The 24116-nt window shown below is 63.7% G+C and carries 25 protein-coding genes; 15 read left to right on the forward strand and 10 right to left on the reverse strand.

Going from position 1 to position 24116, the window contains the following annotated elements; genetic code table 11:
* Nucleotides 1-8 precede the first annotated feature (8 nt).
* Complete coding sequence (locus WF331_RS19100; RefSeq protein ID WP_340623205.1) at nt 9-1712, reverse strand: glutamine--tRNA ligase/YqeY domain fusion protein; 1704 nt, start codon at nt 1710-1712, stop codon at nt 9-11.
* Nucleotides 1713-1960: 248 nt separating this feature from the next.
* Between WF331_RS19100 and WF331_RS19105 the strand changes: the two genes are divergently transcribed.
* Both WF331_RS19105 and WF331_RS19110 read left to right on the forward strand, forming a co-directional pair.
* Nucleotides 1961-2464, forward strand: coding sequence for a peptidylprolyl isomerase (locus WF331_RS19105; RefSeq protein WP_041168048.1), 504 nt, complete (start codon nt 1961-1963; stop codon nt 2462-2464).
* Entirely contained in the window at nt 2461-3183 is a 723-nt protein-coding gene (locus tag WF331_RS19110) for a UDP-2,3-diacylglucosamine diphosphatase (RefSeq protein WP_340623206.1), read from the forward strand. The genes WF331_RS19105 and WF331_RS19110 overlap by 4 nt, the downstream gene beginning before the upstream one ends.
* 121 nt (nt 3184-3304) lie before the next feature.
* Here WF331_RS19110 and pvdQ read toward each other — a convergent pair whose 3' ends face one another.
* Entirely contained in the window at nt 3305-5614 is a 2310-nt protein-coding gene (gene pvdQ / locus WF331_RS19115) for a bifunctional acylase PvdQ (protein ID WP_340623207.1), read from the reverse strand.
* A 196-nt stretch (nt 5615-5810) separates the two neighbouring features.
* Here pvdQ and WF331_RS19120 point away from each other — a divergent pair, with 196 nt between their 5' ends.
* Complete coding sequence (locus WF331_RS19120; RefSeq protein ID WP_016499985.1) at nt 5811-6185, forward strand: hypothetical protein; 375 nt, start codon at nt 5811-5813, stop codon at nt 6183-6185.
* A 36-nt stretch (nt 6186-6221) separates the two neighbouring features.
* Here the strand turns inward: WF331_RS19120 and WF331_RS19125 are convergent, their stop codons facing one another.
* Nucleotides 6222-6410, reverse strand: coding sequence for a hypothetical protein (locus WF331_RS19125; protein WP_016499986.1), 189 nt, complete (start codon nt 6408-6410; stop codon nt 6222-6224).
* Nucleotides 6411-6560: 150 nt separating this feature from the next.
* Here WF331_RS19125 and WF331_RS19130 point away from each other — a divergent pair, with 150 nt between their 5' ends.
* The 4 genes from WF331_RS19130 to WF331_RS19145 all read left to right on the forward strand — a co-directional run bounded on the left by WF331_RS19130 (nt 6561) and on the right by WF331_RS19145 (nt 8987).
* The gene (locus WF331_RS19130; protein ID WP_016499987.1) at nt 6561-7019 is read left to right on the forward strand and encodes a hypothetical protein; all 459 of its coding nucleotides are present in this window, start codon (nt 6561-6563) and stop codon (nt 7017-7019) included.
* Nucleotides 7020-7268: 249 nt separating this feature from the next.
* Complete coding sequence (locus tag WF331_RS19135; protein WP_016499988.1) at nt 7269-7649, forward strand: Mor transcription activator family protein; 381 nt, start codon at nt 7269-7271, stop codon at nt 7647-7649.
* Nucleotides 7650-7711: 62 nt separating this feature from the next.
* A complete protein-coding gene (locus tag WF331_RS19140; RefSeq protein ID WP_016499989.1) occupies nt 7712-8359 on the forward strand; it encodes a DUF2589 domain-containing protein in 648 nt (215 codons plus the stop codon).
* 73 nt (nt 8360-8432) lie between these two features.
* Nucleotides 8433-8987: a DUF2589 domain-containing protein gene (locus WF331_RS19145; RefSeq protein ID WP_016499990.1), complete on the forward strand. Its 555-nt coding sequence runs from the start codon at nt 8433-8435 to the stop codon at nt 8985-8987.
* 19 nt (nt 8988-9006) lie between these two features.
* Here WF331_RS19145 and WF331_RS19150 read toward each other — a convergent pair whose 3' ends face one another.
* Genes WF331_RS19150 through WF331_RS19160 form a run of 3 tightly spaced genes read right to left on the reverse strand, consistent with a single transcriptional unit; the run spans nt 9007 to nt 15123 of the window.
* Nucleotides 9007-12681, reverse strand: coding sequence for a translocation/assembly module TamB domain-containing protein (locus WF331_RS19150; protein ID WP_340623208.1), 3675 nt, complete (start codon nt 12679-12681; stop codon nt 9007-9009).
* Entirely contained in the window at nt 12678-14420 is a 1743-nt protein-coding gene (locus WF331_RS19155) for an autotransporter assembly complex protein TamA (RefSeq protein WP_174371377.1), read from the reverse strand. The genes WF331_RS19150 and WF331_RS19155 overlap by 4 nt, the downstream gene beginning before the upstream one ends.
* Before the next feature lie 52 nt (nt 14421-14472).
* Complete coding sequence (locus tag WF331_RS19160; protein WP_016499993.1) at nt 14473-15123, reverse strand: GNAT family N-acetyltransferase; 651 nt, start codon at nt 15121-15123, stop codon at nt 14473-14475.
* 162 nt (nt 15124-15285) lie between these two features.
* On the opposite strand from WF331_RS19160, the gene xthA reads away from it, so the two are divergent.
* A complete protein-coding gene (gene xthA / locus WF331_RS19165; protein WP_284399656.1) occupies nt 15286-16098 on the forward strand; it encodes an exodeoxyribonuclease III in 813 nt (270 codons plus the stop codon).
* Nucleotides 16099-16278: 180 nt separating this feature from the next.
* On the opposite strand, the gene WF331_RS19170 is transcribed toward xthA, so the two are convergent.
* Nucleotides 16279-17031 carry an anti-sigma factor family protein gene (locus WF331_RS19170; protein ID WP_016499995.1) on the reverse strand — a complete coding sequence of 251 codons (753 nt, stop codon included), beginning with the start codon at nt 17029-17031 and terminating at the stop codon, nt 16279-16281.
* Nucleotides 17028-17549: a sigma-70 family RNA polymerase sigma factor gene (locus tag WF331_RS19175; protein WP_016499996.1), complete on the reverse strand. Its 522-nt coding sequence runs from the start codon at nt 17547-17549 to the stop codon at nt 17028-17030. Before WF331_RS19175 ends, WF331_RS19170 begins: the two co-directional genes overlap by 4 nt.
* 123 nt (nt 17550-17672) lie before the next feature.
* Between WF331_RS19175 and WF331_RS19180 the strand changes: the two genes are divergently transcribed.
* From WF331_RS19180 to WF331_RS19200, 5 genes are all read left to right on the forward strand, one after another.
* Complete coding sequence (locus WF331_RS19180; RefSeq protein ID WP_016499997.1) at nt 17673-18725, forward strand: catalase family peroxidase; 1053 nt, start codon at nt 17673-17675, stop codon at nt 18723-18725.
* The gene (locus WF331_RS19185) at nt 18722-19255 is read left to right on the forward strand and encodes a cytochrome b (RefSeq protein WP_016499998.1); all 534 of its coding nucleotides are present in this window, start codon (nt 18722-18724) and stop codon (nt 19253-19255) included. Before WF331_RS19180 ends, WF331_RS19185 begins: the two co-directional genes overlap by 4 nt.
* Before the next feature lie 86 nt (nt 19256-19341).
* Nucleotides 19342-20547 (forward strand): MFS transporter, encoded by a 1206-nt coding sequence (locus WF331_RS19190; protein WP_340623209.1) that lies wholly within the window; start codon nt 19342-19344, stop codon nt 20545-20547.
* An 81-nt stretch (nt 20548-20628) separates the two neighbouring features.
* Entirely contained in the window at nt 20629-21174 is a 546-nt protein-coding gene (locus tag WF331_RS19195) for a cupin domain-containing protein (RefSeq protein WP_016500000.1), read from the forward strand.
* Nucleotides 21175-21176: 2 nt separating this feature from the next.
* A complete protein-coding gene (locus tag WF331_RS19200; protein WP_340623210.1) occupies nt 21177-21476 on the forward strand; it encodes a DUF7693 family protein in 300 nt (99 codons plus the stop codon).
* Here WF331_RS19200 and WF331_RS19205 read toward each other — a convergent pair.
* A complete protein-coding gene (locus tag WF331_RS19205) occupies nt 21449-22063 on the reverse strand; it encodes a 2-hydroxychromene-2-carboxylate isomerase (RefSeq protein ID WP_284360170.1) in 615 nt (204 codons plus the stop codon). The two genes, WF331_RS19200 and WF331_RS19205, sit on opposite strands and share 28 nt — an antisense overlap.
* Before the next feature lie 29 nt (nt 22064-22092).
* On the reverse strand, nt 22093-22824 hold the full coding sequence (locus tag WF331_RS19210) for an SDR family oxidoreductase (protein WP_016500003.1): 732 nt from the start codon (nt 22822-22824) through the stop codon (nt 22093-22095).
* A gap of 89 nt (nt 22825-22913) precedes the next feature.
* Here WF331_RS19210 and WF331_RS19215 point away from each other — a divergent pair, with 89 nt between their 5' ends.
* Nucleotides 22914-23477, forward strand: coding sequence for a TetR/AcrR family transcriptional regulator (locus WF331_RS19215; protein WP_016500004.1), 564 nt, complete (start codon nt 22914-22916; stop codon nt 23475-23477).
* The gene (locus tag WF331_RS19220) at nt 23464-24057 is read left to right on the forward strand and encodes an eCIS core domain-containing protein (protein ID WP_340623211.1); all 594 of its coding nucleotides are present in this window, start codon (nt 23464-23466) and stop codon (nt 24055-24057) included. Before WF331_RS19215 ends, WF331_RS19220 begins: the two co-directional genes overlap by 14 nt.
* Nucleotides 24058-24116: the final 59 nt, after the last annotated feature.

A 24116-nucleotide genomic window follows, 5' to 3' on the forward strand; every position in this document is an offset into this window, starting at 1 on the left:
GCGTTTCCTCAGCTGCCCCAGGAGTCACGCAGGGTGACAGTGCGGTTGAACACCGGGCGGCCCGGCTGGCTGTCTTTCAGGTCGGCGCAGAAGTAGCCTTCGCGCTCGAACTGGAAGCGGTCCTCGGGTTGCGCCTGGGCCAGCGACGGCTCGGCACGGCAACCGCTGAGCACTTGCAGCGAGTCCGGGTTGATGTTGTCCAGGAAGCTGCCGCCGTCCTCGGTCTTTTCCGGGTTCGGCGAGCGGAACAGGCGGTCGTACAGGCGCACTTCGCACTCGACGCTGCCCTCGACCGGCACCCAGTGGATCACGCCCTTGACCTTGCGGCCTTCAGGGTTCTTGCCCAAGGTGTCCGGGTCGTACGAGCAACGCAGCTCGACGATATTGCCATCGGCGTCCTTGATGGCTTCATCGGCGCGAATCACGTAGCTGCCACGCAGGCGCACTTCACCGGCCGGTTCCAGGCGCTTGTAGCCCTTCGGCGGCTCTTCCATGAAGTCATCGCGGTCGATGTACAGCTCGCGCGCGAACGGCAGCACACGCACGCCCATGTCTTCTTTCGGGTGGCGTGGCAGCTCAAGCTGTTCCACCTGGCCTTCCGGGTAGTTGGTGATGACCACTTTCAGTGGGCGCAGCACGCACATGGCGCGCGGTGCGGTGCGGTCCAGGTCGTCACGGATGCTGAACTCGAGCATCGACATGTCAACCACGCCGTCGGAACGGTTGGTGCCGATCATTTCGCAGAAGTTGCGAATCGAAGCCGGGGTGTAGCCGCGGCGACGGAAGCCGGACAGGGTCGACATGCGCGGGTCGTCCCAGGCGTCGACGTGCTTTTCGTCAACCAGCTGCTTGAGCTTGCGCTTGGACGTGATGGTGTAGTTCAGGTTCAGGCGGCTGAACTCGTACTGGCGCGGGTGCGCCGGCACCGGCAGGTTGTCGAGGAACCACTCGTACAACGGGCGATGCCCTTCGAACTCCAGGGTGCAGATCGAGTGGGTGATGCCCTCGATAGCGTCCGACTGGCCGTGGGTAAAGTCGTAGTTGGGGTAGATGCACCATTTGTCACCGGTCTGGTGATGGTGGGCATGACGAATGCGGTACAGGATCGGGTCGCGCAGGTTCATGTTCGGCGAGGCCATGTCGATCTTGGCCCGCAGCACGCACTCACCGTCCTTGAACTCGCCGGCCTTCATGCGGGCGAACAGCTCGAGGTTTTCTTCCACGCTACGCTCGCGGAACGGGCTGTTCTTGCCCGGCTCCTTGAGGTTGCCGCGGTATTCTTTCGCTTGATCAGGGGTCAGGTCGCAGACATAGGCCTTGCCACGCTTGATCAGCTCGACCGCCCAGTCGTGCAACTGGTCGAAGTAGCTGGACGCATAACGCACGTCGCCGGCCCAGTCGAAGCCCAGCCATTTGACGTCGCTTTGAATGGCGTCGATGTATTCCTGGTCTTCCTTGGCCGGGTTGGTGTCATCGAAACGCAGGTGGCAGACGCCCCCGAATTCCTTGGCCAGACCGAAGTTGACGCAGATCGACTTGGCGTGGCCGATGTGCAGGTAGCCGTTAGGCTCCGGCGGGAAGCGAGTGACGATGCTGCTGTGCTTGCCCGAGTCCAGGTCGGCCTGGATGATCGGCCGCAGGAAGTTCGCAGGGACAGCGGGGGCGCCTTTGGCAGCGGCGTTGGGCGCGTTGTCGGCAGTGGGCTTGCTCATAGGATCCTTGAATGCACGTGTCCGGCCTGGGTAGGCCGATTGAATCAAAGGGCCTATCATAGCCGAAGCAGTCAAGCTGCTGACAGTCGGGCCCGGACAAACTGGCGTGATTTATCACGGCTTTTTGCCCAAGCCTGGCAAAATGGCCAGTGCGCGCCATGTGTCGTGATCGCCTGAACATGCGTCAGGTGATAATCGGCGCCCTGCGCACCCTAATTCCCGATTGCCTTGAAAAAGCGAGTTTCAGCATGTCCAAAGTCAAACTGACCACCAACCACGGCGACATCGTCATTGAACTGAACGCTGAAAAAGCCCCGATTACCGTGGCCAACTTCATCGAATACGTCAACGCAGGCCACTACACCAACACCGTGTTCCACCGGGTGATCAAAGGCTTCATGATTCAGGGCGGCGGTTTCGAGCCAGGCATGAACGAAAAGCGTGACAAGCGTGCCAGCATCCAGAACGAAGCCGACAACGGCCTGAAAAACGCCAAGTACACCATCGCCATGGCCCGCACCATGGAGCCGCACTCTGCTTCGGCGCAGTTCTTCATCAACGCCTCCGACAACGACTTCCTCAACCACAGCGGCAAGAACGTACAGGGCTGGGGCTACGCGGTGTTCGGCGAAGTGATCGAAGGCCGTGAAGTGGTTGATGCCATTGAGAAGGTCGCCACCGGTTCCAAGTCCGGCCACCAGGACGTACCAAAAGAAGACGTGATCATCGAGAAAGCCGAGATCATTGGGTGATACTGCTGATCTCCGATCTGCATTTGCAAGAAGAGCGCCCGGACATTTCCCGGGCGTTTCTTGATATGCTCGACGGCCGTGCCCGCCACGCCAAGGCGTTGTACATCCTGGGCGACTTTTTCGAAGCCTGGATCGGCGACGATGCCATGACCGCCTTCCAGCAGTCGATCTGCCAGGCCATGCGCCGGCTGAGCGACAGCGGCACGGCCATCTTCCTGATGCATGGCAACCGTGACTTCCTGATTGGCCAGGCTTTCTGCGACGCTGCGGGCTGCACGTTGTTGAGCGACCCCAGTGTGATCGAGCTGGGCGGTGAACAGGTACTGCTGATGCATGGCGACACCTTGTGCACCCGCGACCTGGGTTACATGAAGATGCGCCGCTTGCTGCGCAACCCGCTGAGCCTGTGGATCTTGCGCCACCTGCCACTGTCAGCCCGCTACAAGCTGGCGCGCAAACTGCGCAGCGAAAGCAGCACGCAAGTGCGGATGAAGTCCACCGAAATTGTCGACGTCACACCGGAGGAAGTGCCCAAGGTGATGGCGGCGCATGGCGTGCGTACGCTGGTGCATGGCCATACCCACCGGCCGGCGATACACAAGCTGGTGGTTGATGGGGAGCCGGCACGGCGCATCGTGCTGGGGGACTGGGACCGCCGCGGTTGGGCCTTGCAGGTTGACGAGCAGGGCTTTCAGTTGGCGCCGTTCGAGTTTTCCTGACCCGGCGGGTCGCCCTCTTCGCGGGTAAACCCGCTCCCACAGACTCCGTATCAACGCTGCAAGCGGAGCGATTCCTGTGAGAGCGGGTTTACCCGCGAATGGGCCGGCGCACGCTGACGCTTCAGGGCTGGCTGACTACCACCCCCTTGTCCCGCTCACTGATCACCACTTCCCGATACACCGGGTCTGCCTTGATCTGAGCCTCGGTAAACGGAATCACCGCCAGTTGCTTGGCCGCAAATGCTTTGGTCTGGTCACTGGCATGCGCCGAAGCCTTCTCACTCGACTGGGAAAAGGCAAGCAGGCCACGGGCTTCTGGCCCCTTGTCGGTAAAGCTGACCAATTGCAGGTAGCTGGTGCCACTCACCACCAGCCGCTTGCCCTGCCCGTGCGGGACACTGTACATCGCGTTGTACACGCCCAGCGCCTGCGGGCCACCCGGTACCGGCGTGCCATCAAGCGCCTGCTGCACCTGCCCCCAACGCGCCTCCCCCGCTACACCGCTGTCGCTCACCTGCTTGAGCGAAGCCAGTGCCGCCTCGTGTACCAGCTTGCGCACGGCCGCCTGCTCCACCGCCAAACCACGCGGCGTGTGCTGCGGGTCGGCCGGGTCAAAGGCTACGCGCCAGCTTTCCGGGTGTTCGGCCAGGGCGTTGAACAGGTTCTGGAAATGCACCAGGCCAATGCCGCTGTCGAGGTCGGCCTTGCCATTCCAGGCCGCCAGGCTACTGCACACGGCCTGTACATCCGCGCTTGCGCCCTTGCACCATTGCAGCAGGTCTGGCAGCACCAGGCTGGCCAGGTAGACCTCGTCGTCGGTCACCATGCGCTGCAGGTCATCCACGCCCAGCCTTGCCGTGCCCTGCAGGCGCTGCAGGGCAAAGCGGCTGCGCATGCCCAGCGGCTGGTCACTGCGGCTGACCAAGGGTGAATAGCCGGTCAGCGGCTGCGCCGGGTTGGCCATCCATGCCGGGTCGTTGGAGTTCTGCACGAAATCCTGGCGTTCAAGGCTCGGCAACAGTCGCGCCGGGAAGATTCCCGGTTGCGCAGCCTGCGCATCGACCTTCCACTGACAGGCGCTGCGCGAACCATCCAGCACCACCATGCGCCCTTGCCCTTGTGGGTTGCTGCAGGCACCCAGCAGTTGCTGGTCGACATACGGCACCACCGACTGGTTCAGGTACAACGCCCCACCGCCCTGGTCCACGGCCAAGGTGTTGACCCAAGGAATACCCTGCAACTGCTCGACCGAGCCTTTCAGCGCCGCAAGGCTGTCGGCACGGTTGATCTGGTACCACTGCTGCAACACTCGGGTGTTGTCCAGGTTGGCGTCACGCAAGCTGTAGGCCGCGTGCGCATCCCAGTCCAGGCGCCCGGGCCATTGCACCACCGGGCCAAATTGCGAGCTGTAGACCTGCCGCTCTACCTGGCTCACGCTGCCATCTTCTGCCTTGACCGCAACGCTGATGGTTTGCCTGGCCAGTGGCAGCGACTTGCCATCAAGCAGGTAACGGGTCGGGTCCTTGGGGTCGAGCTGCAGCCGATACAGGGTGAAGTGGCTGGAGGTGTCGACGGTGTGCGTCCAGGCCAGGTGCCTGTTGAAACCGATATTGACCACCGGCAGGCCCGGCAATGCCGCGCCCATCACATCGAGCTGGCCAGGGATGGTCAGCTGCATCTGGTAGAAGCGCATGCCGCCCATCCACGGGAAGTGCGGGTTGGCCAACAACAGGCCGCGGCCATTGGCCGAACGCTGCGCGCCCACGGCCACCGCATTGCTGCCGCGCTCCGTGGCAAAGCGTTCTTGCCGCGCCAGCGCTTTGGCGAAACCTGCCGACGCCTGCTGGCTGCCCGCCGCAGGTGGGTGCGCGCCTGCCAGTGCCTCGACGAACTGCCCTATACCCCCCTCGGCCAATAGCCTGCGGGTCAGCTTGACCAGGTCCTGGCTGGTGATCGACCGCAGCCACTCACCGCTGCCACATTCGGCGGGCAAGCCTTCGCGGCGGCGCTCGGCGAGCGCCCGGTTGTAGCCGCTGGCATAGCCCGCCAGCAGTGCCTGCACCTGCGTCGGTTGCGCTTGCAGGAACGCGTCGACCGCCGTCGGGCTGTTGAGCCAGGTGAAAAACAGGTCGCTGGTCAGGTTGTCACGCTGCTCCAGGGTCTTGCCCTTGGCACCAAAATGGCGTGAGCGCTCACCGCTCACGGTCAGCACCTCGTTGGCCAGCAGGCACAGGTTGTCCTGGGCATAGGCATAGCCAACGCCGTAGCCCAGGCCGCGCTCATCCTTGGCCACGATATGCGGCACCCCGTAACTGGTTCGACGGATCTGCGCGCTGGCATCAGTAGCGGGCTGCGCCTGCACCGCAACGCTGAAGGCCACCAGTGCAGCGGCCAGGCCTGCGCACGTCATGGGACGGGAAAGTGGAAACACGGGCACTCCTCGGATTCGGGGTCTATCCCGATCAGACGAACGGCCAGGTGAAAATTTTACGTGTTACAAGGCGATGGAACGTCTTGAAGAGGAACAGCCATTTTTTTTACGAGTGGGTTGCAGTTTTTGCGTTCTCATTCGTCCTAGTAAGTGAGGCAACCACATTTCGGGTTCGTCCACGAAAAGGAGCATTCACATGTACAACCCGCAACCCTCGACTCACGCCGGGCGCGTCCCAGGCAAAGCGCCCAACGGACAGGACGTTTTTTCTGAGGAACGCATCGGCAACGAACAGATCCGCGAGCTGCTGCGCACTTTCGGCCTGCGAACCAGCCTGATCCGGCTCAAGGTGATCGATGCCTTGCACGCCGCTGACCGCAATGGCCGCAGCATTGGCGTACGCGGCGTGCACGCACAACTGGAACAGCTGGATATTCCGCTGTCGTTCCTCAGCGTGCGTGAGGTGCTCAAGCGGCTGTGCACCGAAGGTGTCATCGAACTGGGCAACGACAAGTGCTACAGCCTCAACCCCCAGGCGCGCGCCGTACTGGAGCAGACACACACGCGCTGAGCGCATGGCCGGCCACACCTGGCCGGCCCGCACGGATCAGGGCTTGACCTTGCGCCGCAGAATGCCGTTGATCACCACGACCACAACGGCGATGGCGATGGCCGCCATCTGGAAGGTCTGCTCACTGATCGTGCCCTGCTTCTGCAGGTGGGACAGGCCCAGCATCAGGCCCAGTACCACCAGGATGATCAGAAGGGAATATTTGAGGCGCTGCACGTGTGTCATCGAAAGTTCCTTGCAACATCAAAGGCAAATGGCTCGCAACGAGCCGTGGCAATGATACAACGCCCATAGGGCCCGGCGCTGCATTTCCTGCTGGGTAGGGTGGCGACTGCCTGAAAGCATGGGTCTCCAAGCACCCATGCCGGAGGCACCATGTACAAACCCCTGCTGTTCGCGTCCCTGATTCTGACCCCGCTTACCCTTCACGCGCTGGACACCCGCGAGGTAACGGCAGCGCAACTGCTTGAGCTTGGTCGCGACCTGGAGCGCCATGCTGGCGCCAGCCAGTGGCAACAACTGTGGCAGCGGGTGCGTCAGGCTGGCTACCTGCAGGCACCCGGCGCCCCACTGCATTTCAGCGCCCCCATGGCCCAGTTGCCCGATTTGGTCCGGCAGACCTTGGCCCAAGCCGATCAGGTGCAGGCGCTGCACCAGACCCAGGCGTTGTACCGCCGCAGCTTTTCCGGCACGGTTATCGGTCAGCGCGGCGGGCAGCCATTGCATGCCTTGTGCCTGCTGGTCGACTGGCGGGCGCTGCCACAAAGCATGCTCGATGCGCCTCAGGCCTACCTGCGCAGCGCCAGTCTGGTGACCAGCTACCCCTGTAACTGAGGGGTGCCCCGCCCCATCACTCGACGTGCACAGCGCCCTGATGGGAAATCAACCGCCACAGCCACATCTTGAAGACATGTCCTACAACGCAGGATATCGCTGCCTGCAACTGCTGTTCACCGAGGCTACAAATTGCAACCCATATGCCGCCTAGCGACGCGCCGTGGCTGTCACACAGAATTTGCTCACACCGTCGACATAACGCCGCTGGTGATCGGGTCGCACACCCCCATCCCGAAGGAGCGCCATATGGAATTACCAGACTTGAGCCTCATCGATATCAGCCAACTGCCCCACTCGCTGCAGGCCCTGGTCGACTGTATCGGCATCGACAATGCCTACCAGTTGACCTGCGCCTACGGCGGCAGGCCCAAATACATCCCCAAGTACCGCGAGCGTACCAAGCTCGCCGACGTACTGCCGGCCGAAGCGCTGGACGCACTGATCAAGCGCTTTGCCGGGGTAGCCCTGGAGATCCCCAAGGCTGACCACTTCCTACGCCAGCTGCGCAATCAGCAGATCCAGAAAGAAAGCGCCAATGGCCTTTCACGCAGCCTGCTGGCCAACAAGTACGGCCTGAGCCTGCGCCAGATCGGCAACATCCGTCGCCAGGAACCTTGCGCTCGCTGACGACCAGCACCGAGGCCGCCAGAGGTGGCCACCCTTCCCCTCCATAAAAAGAGCAACAAAACATGTCGATAGATAACAGCCTCATCGGATCCGTGATCAACGCCTTGCCCATGGACCGCATGATCGCAGGCCCCCTGCAGGCCATGGTCCAGGCCCAGGTTACCGCCAGCAAGTCGTACGCCGACTTCCTGATGCAGGTATGTGTGCAGGACGGCAAGGCCGTGGCTATCCAGTTCGATTACGACGAGACCATCGTCGACGAACAGGGTGAATACAAGGGCGTGGTCAGCAAGACCATGAAGGTGCCTTTGCTGGCGGCCATCACACACCCGAACATCTCCATCGATGAAGGTAATGTCGAATTCGAGCTGATCATCAATCAGATGTCGGAAGACACCTCCAGCACGGAAATGGGTGCGGACGTGACCGGCTCACTGGGGTGGGGGCCCTTCAAGCTGAACGTAAAGGGCAGCGTCAGCCACAAGTCCGCCCAGACACGCAAGACCGACACCCGCGCCCGCTACGCCTTCAATACGACGATGAAGCGCCAGGAGCCACCTGAAGCAATGATGAGGGTGATCGAGTTCCTCACCGACGCGGCAACCAAGCCAACCGTGGTCAGAACTGCCGAACTGCAGAGCCCGGACGAAATTTCCCAGGCCGACACCTTGAAAGACCCTGCTGCCGATGCAGGCAACAACACCCCTTGAGACGCTCCACGAGCCGCAAACAGCCCCCTGGCCAGCACCGGGGGGGCACCACCTGGCCTGAGGAGTCGAGCCCATGAACAAGCCCCCTGCCCCGATGACCTCCATTGACCTGCGTGAGATCACACGTGGCCTGCAGGAAGCCGCAAGCGCCACCAACAGCCTGATTGCACAGCAGTACATCAACCTGTTCGACCAGTTCTTCGAGTGCGACAGCGACGCCTTGGGCGCCCCCATGAAAGCCAAGATGGTCGAAGTGGCCATGGATGGGCAGCACATCATGCGCGTCCCCCTGTTTGCACTGGTGTCGCCCAAGGGCCTGGCCCTGGAGCGCATGCAGGTGGACCTGTCGGTCCGGGTCAAAGGGACCGAAGCACAACAGGCACTGCTGACCGCGAGCGAGAACAAGGCTGCCAGCTTCAAGGTCACCATCGGTGGCCAAGGCCGTCAGGGCGAAGGCCGTGACCCTGACGAAGTGCAGATCCGCATGCAGTTCCAGGCCAGCGAGCCGCCGGAAGCCCTGAACCGGCTCATCGAGGAGTACACCAGCCTGATCACCCCGGTACGCGCCCCCGGCCCACTGCCCTCGCCCGACACCAACGAATTCATCGAGGCGGCCACTGTCCGTTGACGGCCGCCCCGACACCGCTTCAGAAATCGCGCTTGTAGAAGATGTCCAGTGAGCTGGCCAGCCCACTGGCGGCTTCCAGGTACACCTTCTTGCTCAGCTTGTAACGCAACGCGATGGTGTTGGCAGGCTCGAACACACCCACACCGTAACGCAGGCTCAGCTTCTCGGTGATGTTGCCGCTGGCGACCACGCTGGTGCTGTTGCCCGAGCCTTCGGTGTCCAGCTGGAAGTCATCGATCCCCAAGCTCGATGCCAGGCTGCCGGTGATGCCGGCACTGCCTGCCAGCCCCAGGCCCAACGCTGCCTCGGCAAGCATGTTGTTGTCCTCGCCAGAGTTGCCCAGAGGCCGCCCCAGCACGAGGTACGACAGCGCCTGCTCCTGGCTCATGGCCGGTTCCGAAAACACCTTGGTTGTGGGTTGCTCGGCACTGCCGCTCAGGCGGATACCGGCAATCACATCATCGACCGTGCGGATGGCTTCGATGTCCAGGTACGGCTGGTCGATCGGGCCGGCGAACAGCAAGCGCGCACGGCGGATGGTCAGCCGCTGGCCGTAGGCACGGTAACGACCGTCAGCCAGGCTCAACTCGCCACGGGTGTCGAGGTTGTCGCCGATATGCACGTGGCCAAGCAGGTTGGCGGTCAGGCCAAAGCCACTGAACGACAACTTGTCGCGGCCCACCTCGACATCGATGTCCATGGCCATCGCCATGGGCGGTTTGCCCTCTTCGGTCTGGTGACCGACGATTACCGTGTCATCCGATACCTTCACGGTCGACGGTGGCAGTTCGCGCACGGTGATCTTGCCTTTGGGTACTTGCACCTTGCCGGTAACCGCCAGTTTGTCGTCGATCAGGCGCAAGGTCAGGTCCGGGGCGACCTCCAGCGTTGCATAAGGCTCGACCGTGACCGGCAGTTGCTGGCCTTGCAGGCGCAAGTCCATGCCCAATGCCTGCCCCCACGTGAGGTTGCCGCTCAACTGGCCGCGCCCTGCATCGCCGCTGCGCCAGTTGCCATTGAGTTGCACCTGATCGCCGGCGATCAGCGCCTGCAATGTCAGGTCCTCAAGGCTGGCCGGCAACTCGGCGCCACTCACTTCGCCACCGCTGAGCATCAGGTTGCCGTTGACCTGTGGTGCCAGCAAGGTGCCTGAAAGCCGCCCACTGCCGTTGAGCTGCCCGGCCAGGCGTTCGACCATCGGCACGAACGGACGCGCCACCGACAGGTCCAGCCCGGCCAGGCGGAAATCACCTGACAGAGGCTTGTTCTTGCCCAACGGGTCGAGGCGCGTATTGACGTTCAGCTCGCCCAGGCGCTCTCCACGGAACACCAGGCGGGTATCGATACGCCGTGGCGCCAACGTGCTGTCGACACGCAGGGCCTGATAGGGGAAATCGACCCAACGGCCCTTGTCGCGCACACGCAGCGTGCCGCCACTGGCATCAATGACAATGTTGCCTTTGGGGCCGCTGGCCGGGATGTCCAGATTGATATCCGCATTGAGCAGGCCCTGCCAGGCGAAGTCTTTTGGCAGCCACTGGGCAAGGCTGTCGAGCGGGAACTGCTTGAGGTGGTAGCGCAAGCGCGGCTCGGGCGCCAGGCGTTGGTCGTCACCACACAGGCTGGCCTGGCCAGATCGCCAGCAATGGGCACCGAAGTCCAGCTGGCCGCTGGCCAGACGCTGCAGGCGTGCCGGCGATTGCAGCTGCCAATCCTGGCCACCGGCCTGGATACGCCCACTCGCGAGGCGGCCACGCCAGTCACCCTTGCTCAACTGGCCATCCAGGCCCAGGTCAAGCTTGAGTTGCGGGCCATCCAGCGCCAAGGTCAAGGCTTGCAGGCGAATGTCGCCTTTGCCGTTGGCCTGCAGCGTGCCCAATGCCGTGTCGCCCAGGTGAATGCCAGTGGCCTTTAGCTCGATCACACCGCGCTGGGCGTTGTCCAGGCGGGCATCCAGGTCCAGCTGTTGCAGCCGGTTTTCGGCCTGGGCCAAGCGCTGGCCCTGCAAGGTCAGCGTGCCTTGAGGAGCCTGCAAGGTGCCGGCAACATCCAGCCGGCCCTTGACCTGGCCTTGCAGCCTTGGCCACAGCTGGCCCAGGCGCGGGAGGTCAAGGTCGATTCGCCCGGCCAGGCGCTGCTGCAAGCTGCCACTGCCGTTGATACGGTTGTCCCCCAGCTGGATCGCCAGGGCGCCGAGTGTCCAGTTCTGCCCCGCCCCCTGGGCCTCAGCCTTGAACACTGCCGGCTGGCCGCGCAGGCGGCCCTTGAGATCAAGCTGGGCATCAAGGGTGAGCACCTCGCCCTTCATCTCGCCCTTGCTGCGCAGCGGACCCGCCAAGGTGCCCGGCAGCTCCGCCAGCCAATAGGCCGGGTCGAGCGCCGAAAGCTGCAAGTCGACATCCCAGGCCAAGGTGTCGGCAAAACGCACGGCCACACTGCCGGCGGCCTTGCCTTGCCCGGCGGTCAGCGCCAGTTGCGGCAGTTTCACCTGGGTCAGGTCACCTTCGAACGGGCTGACCAGGCTGAACGCCCCTGCCGGCCCGTCCAGGTCGCCTTTGAAGGTGCCCTGATAATTGCCATCGCGATAATGCACCTGGGTATTGAAACGCTTGAGGGTAACCTCGGGCGGTGTCTCCAGTGGGTACAGGCGCAACCACGGGAAGTCCTGCCAGTCCAGCTGCGCATCGGCGGTCAGGCCTTGCTGCCAGTCGGCCGTGGCCTGCAGTTTCACGCGCTGGGTGTCGCTGGCGGTCAGGTCAAGGGCATCGAGCCTGGCGCCTTTGCTGTCGACCAACCCGGACAGCGCCAACGCGATTGGCGACTGTTCAGCCGGCAGGCTGGCCGTTCCCGACAGTTGATAACCCTTGAGCAGGTCGCCCTTGGCATCAAGCTTGAGCTGATTCAACTGCAAGGTATCGGGCAGCGAGCCCGCCGGCTTGAAGGCCTCTGAACGAATCTGCAGGGTCGCCGGCAGATGCTCGGCCAACGCCTGCAACTGCCCGTTCAGCGTGGCGTCGAGGTAACCGCTGCTGGTGCCCGCAAGCTTCAGGGTCTTTTGCAATTCGCCGGTGGCGGTCAGTGCCAACTGCCAGGGTTTGCCGTCCACGGCTGGCAGTTGCAGCTGCGCCTGGAGTTGCACTGGCCAGTCACCTTCGGGCTGCAGGTCGCCCTGCAGGTTCAATTGCAGGTCATCGCGCTGCAGGTGCAGGCTGTCGATGCGCATCCCGGTGCCGGTCCAGTGCGCCGCCAGTTGCAAGTCACCCAGCAGGTCGCTCCCATCCAGCCGCAGTTGGCCGACCTTGACCTCGCCCAGTTCGATGGCCAGCGGCAAGCGCAGCGCCGGCAGCTGCAGCGGGCCGCTTTCGGCCGGCTCGACACTTGGCGCAAAGGCCATGTCGATGCGTTGTGCCTGCAACCGGTCGATGCACAGGGTGGCGCGCAGCAGGCAGGCAGGCGACCAGGCCAGTAGCGGTGCCTGCAACTCTACCGTGCTGCCACCGTCGGCCCAGCGCAGCATGCTGGCCTGCCAGCTACCCGCCAGGCGCCCCTGGAAATCGGCCACCTCAAGCCCGGGCACCTTGCCCAGCGCCCAGCGGCTGCCCGCCTCGGTACCCAGCAGCAGGCCTAGCACCAGGCCCAGGCTCGCGACTACCCCGAGCAGGCCCAGCAGAATGTATTTGATCACGCGTTTCACAGCTCAGGCCCCATGGAAAAGTGCAGTCGAATGCCCCCTTCGTCATCCAGCGCCTTGGCCAGGTCCAGGCGCAATGGCCCGACCGGCGATACCCAGCGCACACCAAAACCGACACCGGTCTTGAGGCTGGGCAGCTCAAGGTTGTTGAACGAGTTACCCTGGTCGACAAACGTCGCGATCCGCCACTTTTCGGTCAACGAATACTGGTACTCGACACTGCCGGCCACCATGTAACGCCCGCCGATGCGGTCGCCATCGCTGTTTTTCGGCGACAGGGTCTGGTAGTCGTAGCCACGCACGCTCTGGTCGCCACCGGCGAAGAAGCGCAGCGACGGCGGAATGTTGTTCTTGAACCCATTGGTCGCACTGCCGCCGAACTGTACGCGACCGAGCAAGCGGTGGTTCTGGCCAAGCGTGGTCAGGCCCTTGAGCAGGACATTGCCGTGCAACAGGTTGGTGTCGGAAACCAGCCCTTCCTTGGCCGCCTGCACATCGAACTGCAGTCGGTAGCCGTTGTGCGGATCGATGCGGTTGTCACTGCGCAGGAAGGAATAGCTCACGCCAGGCATCAGCAGGTTGCTCAGCCCGGAATCGTCACCCAGGCGATACTCCTCGCGCTGGTACTTGAGCGAAATGACCCGCTGCCAGCCGCTGGGCAGCTTGCTGTGCCACTCGGGGCCGACTGTCAGCAGTTTGCTGAGGGTATCGGTACCGGCAAGCTCCTCGTTCTGGTAGCCGCCGGCGAAGCGCAACTTGTCGGTCAGTGGCGGGTCGAGGGGGATGTCGTACCACAGGCCAACGTTCTGCCGCGGTGCCGACAGCTCGGTTTCCCAACCATAACTGTGGCCCTGCGGGTTGACCCAATGGCGGGTCCAGTTGGCCTTGCCACGCGGACCGACGTCGGTCGAGAAGCCCAGGCCCAAGCCCATGGTGCGTGGTTTGCGGGTTTCCAGGCGGACATCCACCGGGATTTCTTCACCCACCGCGGCGGTGGGCGCAGCATCCACCCGCACGCCTTCGAAATACCCGCTCGATTGCAGGTCATTGTTCAGTTCGGCAATCAGTTCCGAGTCGTAGGGGGTGCCCGGCTTGAACGACACCATGCGCTGCAGCAGGTCATCGTCCAGCGGCGTGTCGCCGCCGAAGGTCACTGCGCCCAAGTGATAGCGCGGACCACTCTGGTAGACCAGTTCGATATCGGCCACACCGGCCTGCGGGTCGACGGCCAGGCGCTGGCTGCTGAAGCGGCCACTGAAAAAACCGTAGCGCGACGCCTGGTTCTGGATCAGCCGCTTGGCATCTTCGTAATGGCCGTGGTTGAGTTGTTCACCTGGGCGCAGTGCCTTGCTGTCGGGCACACGGAAGGCCTTCATTTCGCTGGCGGGGCCTTCGATGCGCACGGTCACGTTGCGCAGGCGGATCGGCTCGCCCGGGTTGATGCTGAGGATCAGTTGCGGGGAATGGTCTGCGTCTTTGGGGGGCTTTACCTCGGTATCAATCTGCGCCTGGTAGTAGCCAAGTGCCTGCGCGGCTTTGCGCGCCTGCTCCTCTGCCCCGCGACTGAAGCGTAACAATGCTTCTTCATCGCGGTCACCAAGGGTGCCTATATAGCCTTCGACATTGGCCTTGAGCGCTTTGTTGGCTGGTTTTACCTTCACCAGCAACTCGCTCTGGCCCCATGCTGCGAAACTGGCGGCCCAGATAACCAGGCCCCAGGTCAATCTTCCTGAATACGTCATGCGGCAAATGCTACCAGAGCCAGGCGCTCAAGGGAGCCGCCTGGCGGGATGTTCAGGCAAAAGTGGAGGTTGAAGAGACTGGATTGGGATGGAAGAAGACCCGTTCCCGGATAGGTCCTACGGCGACCTCACCAATTTCTTCATAGCCCTGGCGCTGGTAAAAGGCCAGGTAATGCTCATTGCCGGTGTCGAGCACCACGCCCTGGGTGCCTGGTTGATCCGCGCACCAGTCGTGCACGGCTTGTAACAATTGCTCCCCGTAATGCTTGCCCTGAAACTGCGGATGTACCCCCAGCAATGGCAACACATGCACCTGATCGGTGGGCAGGCAGGTGGACAGGGCGGCCTGGTAGTCCATGTAACGCCGCGTGCAGCGCAGGCCAGTGCCGAGGATCATGCGCAGGCGCCAGGCCCAGCTGTCGGCAACGCCCAACCGGCGCACCGGCGGCACGATCAGGGCCAGGGCAATCAGGCGGTCGTCCACCAGCAAACCGATGGCAGGTAACTGCAAGTAAAAGTGCTGGCGCACCCATTCGCGCACCATCACCCGCAAGCGTTGCTCATACCCTGGGCGCTGGGCTTCGAAGATATAGGCAAAGGTAGGTTCGTGGCGGTAGGCGTTGTACAGCAGCGAACGCGCCTCGCGGCTGTAGCCGTCATCGAGCAGGCAGACTTGAGCCGGGGCGGCAGTGGTTTCGGGCATTGCGGGCAGACCTCCTGGAATGGGCGTACATTGCCTTGGAGGTGCACCACCGCGCTTCGTTCACCCCCTACAGCACGTTAGCAGCAGGCTCCCGAAGCCGCCATGCTGGTGATGTGGGGCGATGTCGGCTAGCATCCCGCCTTTTACCGGGATCGTCTTTCCATGAAGATCGTCTGTTTCAACATCAACGGCCTGCGAGCCCGCCCGCACCAGCTGGCAGCGCTGATCGAAAAGCACCAGCCGGACGTAATCGGCCTGCAGGAAACCAAGGTCAGCGACGATCAGTTCCCGCTGGCCGAGGTGGAGGCGCTGGGTTACCACGTGCACTACCACGGCCAGAAAGGCCATTACGGCGTGGCGCTGCTGTCGCGCCAGGCCCCGTTGAGCCTGCACAAGGGCTTTGCCACCGATGAAGAAGAAGCCCAGCGCCGCTTCATCTGGGGCACCTTCGCCGATGCCGATGGCAACCCGATCACCATCATGAACGGCTATTTCCCCCAGGGCGAAAGCCGCGACCACCCCACCAAGTTCCCGGCCAAGCAGCGTTTCTACAGCGACCTGCAGGCACTGCTGGAAGGCCAGTTCCGCAACGACCAGCCACTGCTTGTCATGGGCGACATGAACATCTCGCCGCAGGACTGCGACATCGGCATCGGCCCGGACAACGCCAAGCGCTGGTTGAAGGCCGGCAAGTGCAGCTTCCTGCCAGAAGAGCGTGAGTGGATGGAGCGCTTGAAAGGCTGGGGCCTGGTTGACAGCTTCCGCCACCTGCACCCGGACGTCACCGACCGTTTCAGCTGGTTCGACTACCGCAGCCGTGGTTTCGAGGACGATCCCAAGCGCGGCCTGCGCATCGACCTGATCATGGCCTCGCAGCACCTGGTGCCGCGCATCAAGGCAGCGGGCGTGGACTATGAACTGCGTGGCATGGAAAAGCCCTCGGACCATGCGCCGATCTGGTTGGAACTGAGCTGATCGCCGGGTGCCATATCCGCATCACCGCCACCCTGTGGGAGCGGCCTTGTGTCGCGATAGGGCTGCATCGCAGCCCCAGCAATGTAGACGTTGACGCAGAAATCCTGGGGCCGCTGCGCGGCCCTTTCGCGACACAAGGCCGCTCCCACAGTAGGTGTGTGGCGCTTTCGACCTCCGCACTCACAACCCCAACCGCAACGCCTCCCCCACCCCGGCCCCACGGACATCGTCCGCCGCGCTGACCAGGGCAAAGTTGTAAGCCCCATGCGACCAGTACCGCGCCTCCAGCTGGCCATCGACCCGCTGCCCGTCCGGCATGCGCCGATACAGCTCGCCTGGTGAGCGCAAGAACAGGCTGATGCGCTGGCCCTTGCCATCCTCAAACACCAGCAGCGCCGCCGGCCCCTGCTCGTTGCTGAGCAAGCGCGCCCCCACCGGTTTGAAGCCATAGCCCGCCAGGTCCGGCAATTGCCCTACGCGGCTGAAATGCCGCCCCAACCAGTCGCGCAACTGCCCCGCATCACTGGCCTGGATATCCAGCGCCTCGCTGCCGGCAAACAAACGGTGCGCCTGGACGGCATCGGCCATGGGCAGGTCGACTCGTGCCAGGGACGCATCGCGCACCTGCCAGCCGCCCAGCCCTCCCACACCCAATGCCAGCATCACCACCGCCGCTGCGGCCCAACGCCGCTGCCGACGCTGTCGCAATTGCCGACGCACCTGCCCAAGGTCCAATTGCGCTGCCCCGGGCAGTTCGCCAAACCCGGCCAGCGCAGTACGCAACCGGCGGGCATCGGCGCGCCAGCCCTCCACCCGTGCCGCCGCCTGTGGGTTGGCCGCCAGCCAGGCCTGCACCTCGGCCCGGCGCACAGGCGCCAGGCGCTCATCGACGTAAGCGTGCAATTCGTCTTCGCTGGGGATCAGACGCGTCATTTCAGTCTCCGCAAGGCCGGGGGCTGGGGGTTGCCCTCGGTCAGTTCGCGCAAGGCGCTGCGGGCGCGCGACAGGCGCGACATCACAGTGCCGATAGGGATGCCCAGGGCCTGGGCGGCTTCCTTGTAACTCAAGCCTTCGATGCTGATAAGCAGCAACAAGGCGCGCTGTTCGGCCGTCAGCCGGGCAAACGCCTGCAAGTCGGCCTGGGCCAGGACACTGGCCTCAAGGTTGGCCCCTTGCGGCTCCTCCTCGTACTCGGCACGGCCGAACCAGGACAGCCAGCGCGCATGCAGGCGGTCGCGGCGCTTACCATCAAGGAAAAGCCGATAGAGGATGGTAAACAGCCAGGCCCGCAGCGCCTCGGCATCGCGTTGCTGGTGGCGTCGGCTGAGGGCCCGCTCGACCGTGGCCTGCACCAGGTCATCGGCGCTGCCCGGCTCGCGGGTCAGCCACACGGCAAAGCGGCGCAGGCGGGCCAGCAGCTCGCGCCACTGGTGGTCATCCAGATCGTGCATGGAAAAGTCCCGGCCGTTGAAGTTGTCATTGTAAAGGCAGACGCCTGCCAGGAAATTCTATTCCCGCCGATGGAATAAGTTTTTCCCTGCCGCGTCGTACTGGCACCTTCACCAAACCGGACGATGACCATGAACTCACCTTTGCACGGCCCGGCGAAAGCCGTGCGCCTGGCTGCCATCGGCGCCGTGATGCTGGCCGCAGGCGCCGGCTTTGCCTACGCCGCCGGCTGGCTCGGCGAAAGCCGGCTGACGCCACAGCGTATCATCGATACCTTCGAGGCCCAGGCCGGGCATTACCCAGGCTACCGGAAGAACCATGCCAAGGGCCTGTGCGTCAGCGGCTACTTCCAGGCCAGCGGGCAGGCCGCCAACCTTTCTACTGCGCGCGTCTTCAGCCAGGCACGCGTGCCGGTAACCGGCCGTTTCGCCATTGGCGGTGCCAACCCGTTCGCACCGGACACCGGCATACCCGTGCGCAGCCTGGCCATTCAGCTGAGTACCGACGACGGGCAGGTATGGCGCACCGGCATGAACAACCCTCCAGTGCTGGCAATCAGCACACCGCAAGGGTTCTACGAGCAAGTGCTGGCCAACACGCCAGACCCGGCCACCGGCAAACCGAACCCTGCCAGCCTGCAGGCGTTTTTCGCAGCCCACCCGGAGAGCGCGGCGTTTCGCCAATGGGCGGCGGGCTATAAGCCCAGCAACAGCTTCGCCAGCACCCAATACCACAGTATCAACGCCTTTCACCTGATCGACGCAGGCGGCACGCGCCACCCGGTGCGCTGGCAGCTTGAGCCGCAAACCGCGTTTGCCGCGCTGCCCACCCAGATCGATGACAAACAGTTTCTACAACACGACCTGCAGCAACGCTTGGCCCAGGGCCCCTTGCGCTGGACGCTTCGCCTGGTGCTGGCCGAACCCGGCGATGCGGTGGATGACCCTGCCCGGCCCTGGCCCGCCGAGCGGCGCAGCGTAGACGCCGGCACCCTGGTGCTGGAACAGGTCGACGCCCCTGAGCAGGGGGCATGCCGCGACCTCAATTTCGACCCGTTGATCCTGCCCCGAGGCATAGAGGCATCTGCCGACCCGATCCTCGCCGCCCGTTCGGCTGCCTACTCGGAATCGTTCAACCGCCGCAGCCGTGAATCGCTCAGCACCGGAGCCCGCCCATGAAACCCGAAGCCTTCCACCCTTTTGCCCGCCTGCTGCATTGGCTGATGGCCGTGCTGATCCTGGCCATGCTGTTCATTGGTGTGAGCATGGTTGCAGACCTGTCGCTACGCCATCCTGTATTGATCGGGTTGCACAAGGCCACCGGCCTGGCACTGCTGGTGCTGGTAGTGCTGCGTATCGGGGTGCGCCTGGCCGTGCCTCACCCACCCTTGCCGCGAGACCTGCCAACCCTGCAGCGCTGGGCCGCCGGGGCATCGCACTTGCTGCTCTATGGCCTGATGCTGGCCATGCCGCTACTGGGCTGGGCCATGCTGTCGGCTGGTGACTACCCTCGCCCGCTGGGCTTGCCCGCCATCGCCCCGCACAACCTGCAACTGTATGCCGTGTTGCGCCTGGCACACGGCTGGGCCGGCTACCTGCTGTTCGCCACAGTGCTGGTGCATGTGGGTGCAGCCTTGATGCACGCGTGGGTGCGCCGTGACGGCGTGTTGCGTAGCATGTGGCCTGGCCCCCTGCGCCGCAGCGAATGACCTGCAGCAGCCCGGGGCATTCGACAATCAATAATCGTTCTTAATAAGATCGGCTTTCTACTTGCCTTACTGCCCTGGACTGCCCAATGAACGTCGCAAAGGATCCTGCAACCCTGAAACCTGCCAGCACCCTGGACTTGCGTCCGCTGCTGCTGGCCAACATGGCCTGTACCATGTCGATGATGGCCTTCGTCGCCCTGATCGGCCCGATTGCCCGCCAACTCGGCATGGCCACCTGGCAGGCCGGCGCTGCCGTGACGGTGGCCGGCGTAGTCTGGGTGCTGCTGGCCCGGCCCTGGGGCCGTGCGGCAGATCGCCTGGGCCGGCGACGTATCCTGTTGCTGGGGACCGCCGGCTTCACCCTGGCTTACTGGCTGTTATGCCTGTTTGTCGAGGGCGCGCTGCGCTGGCTGCCGGGCGCGACCGCAGCGTTCATCGGACTGATGGTCGCACGCGGCTGCATCGGCGCCTTCTATGCTGCAATCCCGGTAGGCTGCAACGCGCTGATCGCCGACCATGTCGAGCCGCAGCGGCGTGCCCGGGCCATGGCTTCGCTGGGGGCGGCCAACGCGGTCGGCCTGGTAGTAGGGCCGGCACTGGCGGCGCTACTGGCGCGGCACAGCCTGAGCCTGCCTTTCCATATCATGTCGCTGCTGCCGGCCAGTGCCTTTCTCGTGCTGCTGTTCACCCTCAAGCCGCAGGCGCTACCCCACAACCATGCCCCAAGCCCGGTGCGTTTGAACGACCCACGCCTGCGCCGGCCCTTGCTGGTAGCGTTCAGTGCCATGCTCAGTGTTACCGTGTCGCAGATCATTGTCGGCTTCTTTGCCCTGGACCGCCTGCACCTCGGCCCGACAGAAGCTGCCCAGGCCGCCGGTATCGCTTTGACCACGATGGGCGTGGCACTGATGCTGTCACAGGTACTGCTGCGCAAACTGGAATGGCCGCCACTGAAAATGATCCGGGTAGGCGCTACGGTTTCGGCCCTGGGCTTTGCCTGCGGCGCGCTCGCGACCACCGCACCCTGGCTATGGGGCTGCTACTTCGTCGCGGCTGCAGGCATGGGCTTTGTCTTCCCGTCGTTTTCAGCGCTGGCGGCCAACGCCATGCACGCCTCCGAGCAAGGTGCCACAGCCGGTTCCATTGGTGCGGCCCAAGGCATGGGCGCGGTGATCGGTCCAATGGCCGGCACCCTGGTCTATGCCCTCGATCCGCGCCTGCCATTTCTGGCCGTGGCCGCGCTGTTGCTGCTGGTCGGGCTATGGCCGATGCCGCGCGACCAGCGTGCCTGAGAAGCACAGCGCGCAAGCGTGCAGAGTGTGTTTTAATGCGCATCGCTCATTATTTTTTACACCTCTGATTACAAGGCGGCTATGGACACGGGGACGCGACTCAAACTGGTGCGTGAACGCAACAACCTCTCCCAACGGGAACTGGCCCGCCGCAGCGGGCTGACCAATTCGACGATCTCGCAGATCGAGCAGAATCGCGTCAGCCCTTCGGTCAGCTCCCTGAAAAAACTGCTCGAAGGCATTCCCATGAGCCTGGCGGAGTTCTTCAGCTTCGACGAGCCGGTGCGAGAAGAGCGCTTTGTGTTCCGTGGCGGCGAGCAGCCCGATCTGGGCCGTAACGGCCTGCGCATGCTGCTGGTCGGCGCCAGTGTCGAGGGCCGGCAGATGCGCATGCTGCGCGAGCTGTACGCACCGGGTGCGGATTCCGGCGAGCCGATCGTGCATGCCGAAGGCGAAGAATGTGGCCTGGTCACCCGCGGCACCGTGGAGCTGTGGGTCGATGGCCAAGTCAGCGTGCTCAGCTCGGGCGACGGCTACTACATCCCCACTACCCTGCCGCACAGCTTCAAGAACATCGGCCCGGACGAGGCCGAGATCATCAGCGCCAACACACCGGCGAATTTCTGACCTTGACGCGCAGCGGTACGCTGAACACCCGAGCCATCTACCAGAGCCTGCGCAACGCGGCCCTTGGCGTGCATCACCTTGAGGTGAGAGCACGCCGCGATGGCGGTTTGGTCGATATCGACATCCAGGGTTGGCAAATGACGCTGGCCCTCGATGCCGAAGGCCTGGCGCATTGCATCAGTTGCCAATCCCCTGACGGCCAGCATGCCGGGACCGAGGACTGGCAGCGCTACGGCACCAACCCGGTCGACCTGCTCAGCCTGTGGGAACGCACTCAGCTCGAGAAGCTGCTGGCCCGCTGACTTAACGCCTCCTCGACAAAGTCCAGGCGGTCCTGCCCAAAGAACATTGCCTCACCGACAAAGCAGGTCGGCGCGCCAAACACGCCGCGTTCGACTGCCACCTCGGTCGCCTGCTTGAGCGCTGCTTTCACTTCAGGGTCAGCCGCCAGCGCGTGAAACGCCTGCGGGTCGAACCCTGCCTGGCTCAGTGTTTCGTCCAGAACGGCGCTATCGCTCAGGTTGCAACGCTGCACCCACAGCCCATTGAACAGCACCGACAGCAACGCCTCCAACCGCTCTGGCGAGCGCAACTGGGTGCCCATCACCCCACGCATCAAGGCTAAGGTATTGACCGGAAACCCCGGCGGCAGCCCGAACGGTACCCCGTAGCGCGCGGCAAAGCGTGCCAGGTCGGTGAACATGTAGCGCCCCTTGGCCGGGACCATGGCCGGCGAAGCATTGCCGGTAGCCTGGAACACCCCGCCCAGCAGCATGGGCCGGTAATGCAGCGTGGCACCCTGGCGGGCACACAGGCTTGGCAGTTGGGTCCAGGCCAGGTAGCTGGCCGGGCTGCCCAGGTCAAAAAAGAAATCGACAGTCTTGTGCATGGTTACGGTCCTTGCGTGGTGAGAGGGGCTTACCAGCGTTCCATCCAGGGGCGCAGGTCCAGTTCGAACGTCCAGGCGTCCCGGGGCTGGGCGTGCAGGAACCAGTAGCTGTCGGCAATGTGCGCCGGGGCGAGGATGCCGTCCTGGTCCTTGAGGGCATAGCGCTCGGGGAAGCTGTCGCGGATGAAGGCGGTGTCGATGGCCCCGTCCACCACCACATGCGCGACATGGATATTCCGTGGCCCCAACTCTCGCGCCATACTCTGGGCCAGGGCGCGTAAGCCGTGCTTGGCCCCGGCGAAAGCCGCGAAACCTGCCGCACCCCGGGTGCCAGCGGTGGCGCCGGTGAACAGGATGGTGCCGCGCTCACGCTGGACCATGCGCCGGGCAACCGCCTGAGCGGTAAGAAAGCCAGCGAAGCAGGCCATTTCCCAGATCTTGAAGTACTTGCGCGGGGTTTCCTCAAGGATGCTGCAGGGCACATTGGCGCCGATATTGAAAACAAACGCCTCGATCGGGCCGATATCGCGCTCGATAGTATCGACCAGCGCTGCCACCTCCTCCTCCTTGCGCGCATCGGAGCCAAAACCATGGGCCTGGCCGCCAGCGGCGCGGATTTCCTCCAGCAGCGGTTGCAGCTTTTCTGCCTGCCGCCGCGTCACGCAGGCAATGTAGCCCTCCCGGGCAAAGCGCTTGGCAATCTCGCCACCGGTAGCGTCGCCCGCACCGATCACCAGCACTACTTTTTGTTGTTCTGACATGCCCGCCTCCATTGGTGAATGATCGTTTAGTAAACGAACGCTATGTTATGATCCCCGTCATCGTCAAGCCCGCCTGCAGAGGCAAGTGAATGCGTTATTCCAACGAACACAAGCAGCAAACCCGCGAACGTTTGCTGAGCAGCAGCGGTGCGCTGGCCAAGCGTGGGGGCTTTTCCAGCACTGGCGTCGCCGGGCTGATGAAGGCAATTGGCCTGACCGGCGGCGCCTTTTACAACCACTTCCCTTCCAAGGATGACCTGTTTACCGAGGTGGTACGCCAGGAGCTGCACAACAGCCCGCTGGCCCGCCTGGCCACTCAAGGCGCCAGCCGCGAGCGCCTGGGCCGCTGCCTGCAGCAGTACCTGAGCCTGGCCCACCTGCACAATGCCGAAAGCGGCTGCCCGCTGCCGCCGCTGGGTGTGGAAATCGCCCGGGCCGCAGCACCGGTGCGCGAAGAGGCCGAGCACTGGCTGGTCGACCTGCACCAGGCCTGGAGCGCAACGCTGGAGGATGATCAACTGGCCTGGGTGCTGATCAGCCAGTGCGTAGGTGCATTGATGGTCGGCCGCATGCTGGCCACTGAACATGTGCAGTCGCAAGTGCTGGACGCAAGCCGCCAGTTTGTCGAAAAGGCCCTGCATGAAGTGGATTAGCCTGCTCCTGGGCCTGACGCTGGCGCTGCCCGCGCTTGCCGAACAAGCCTGCCCACCCGGGCAGTATCAAGTGTGCCTGATGGGCTGTTTTTGTGCGCCGATAGACCCTGGTCAAGCGGGCCAGATTCTAAAGGATGTGGAGGTCATGGCCTCATCCAGCCTGACGTTCGCCTTGCGCCAGGCCAGGGATGAGGCCACCGCCAGCGGCGTCGAGCCGATCCCGCTGCATATCCGTGCGCAACTCGAACCCTGGTACGACTTTGCCGTGCTCGATGCGGCGCGCTTCCGGGTGGGTGACGAACAGCAAATGAGCGCGGCCAACGCGCTGCTGCAGAACCCCGACGTGAACGCCGTGACGCTGATCGACACGATCATCTTCCGCCGGGCCGGCGATGCCGAGGACAATGTGGCCCTGTGGGCGCACGAGTTCAAGCATGTACAGCAGTATCAGGAGCTGGGTGTGGAGGAATTTGCCCGACGCTATACGCGCAACTATGACGATCTGGAGGGGCCGGCCTACAAGATCGAGGCCGAAGTCGGCAAGGCGCTGCGCGAACGCGCTTCGGGGCAGGCCCGCTGATATCAGTTACTACGCGATCTCTGGAGCGGCCTTGTGTCGCGATGGGCTGCAAAGCAGCC

Origin of the sequence: Pseudomonas sp. YNh, from assembly GCF_037993085.1 — a bacterium.
In the GTDB taxonomy this organism is placed as follows: Bacteria; Pseudomonadota; Gammaproteobacteria; order Pseudomonadales; family Pseudomonadaceae; genus Aquipseudomonas; species Aquipseudomonas putida.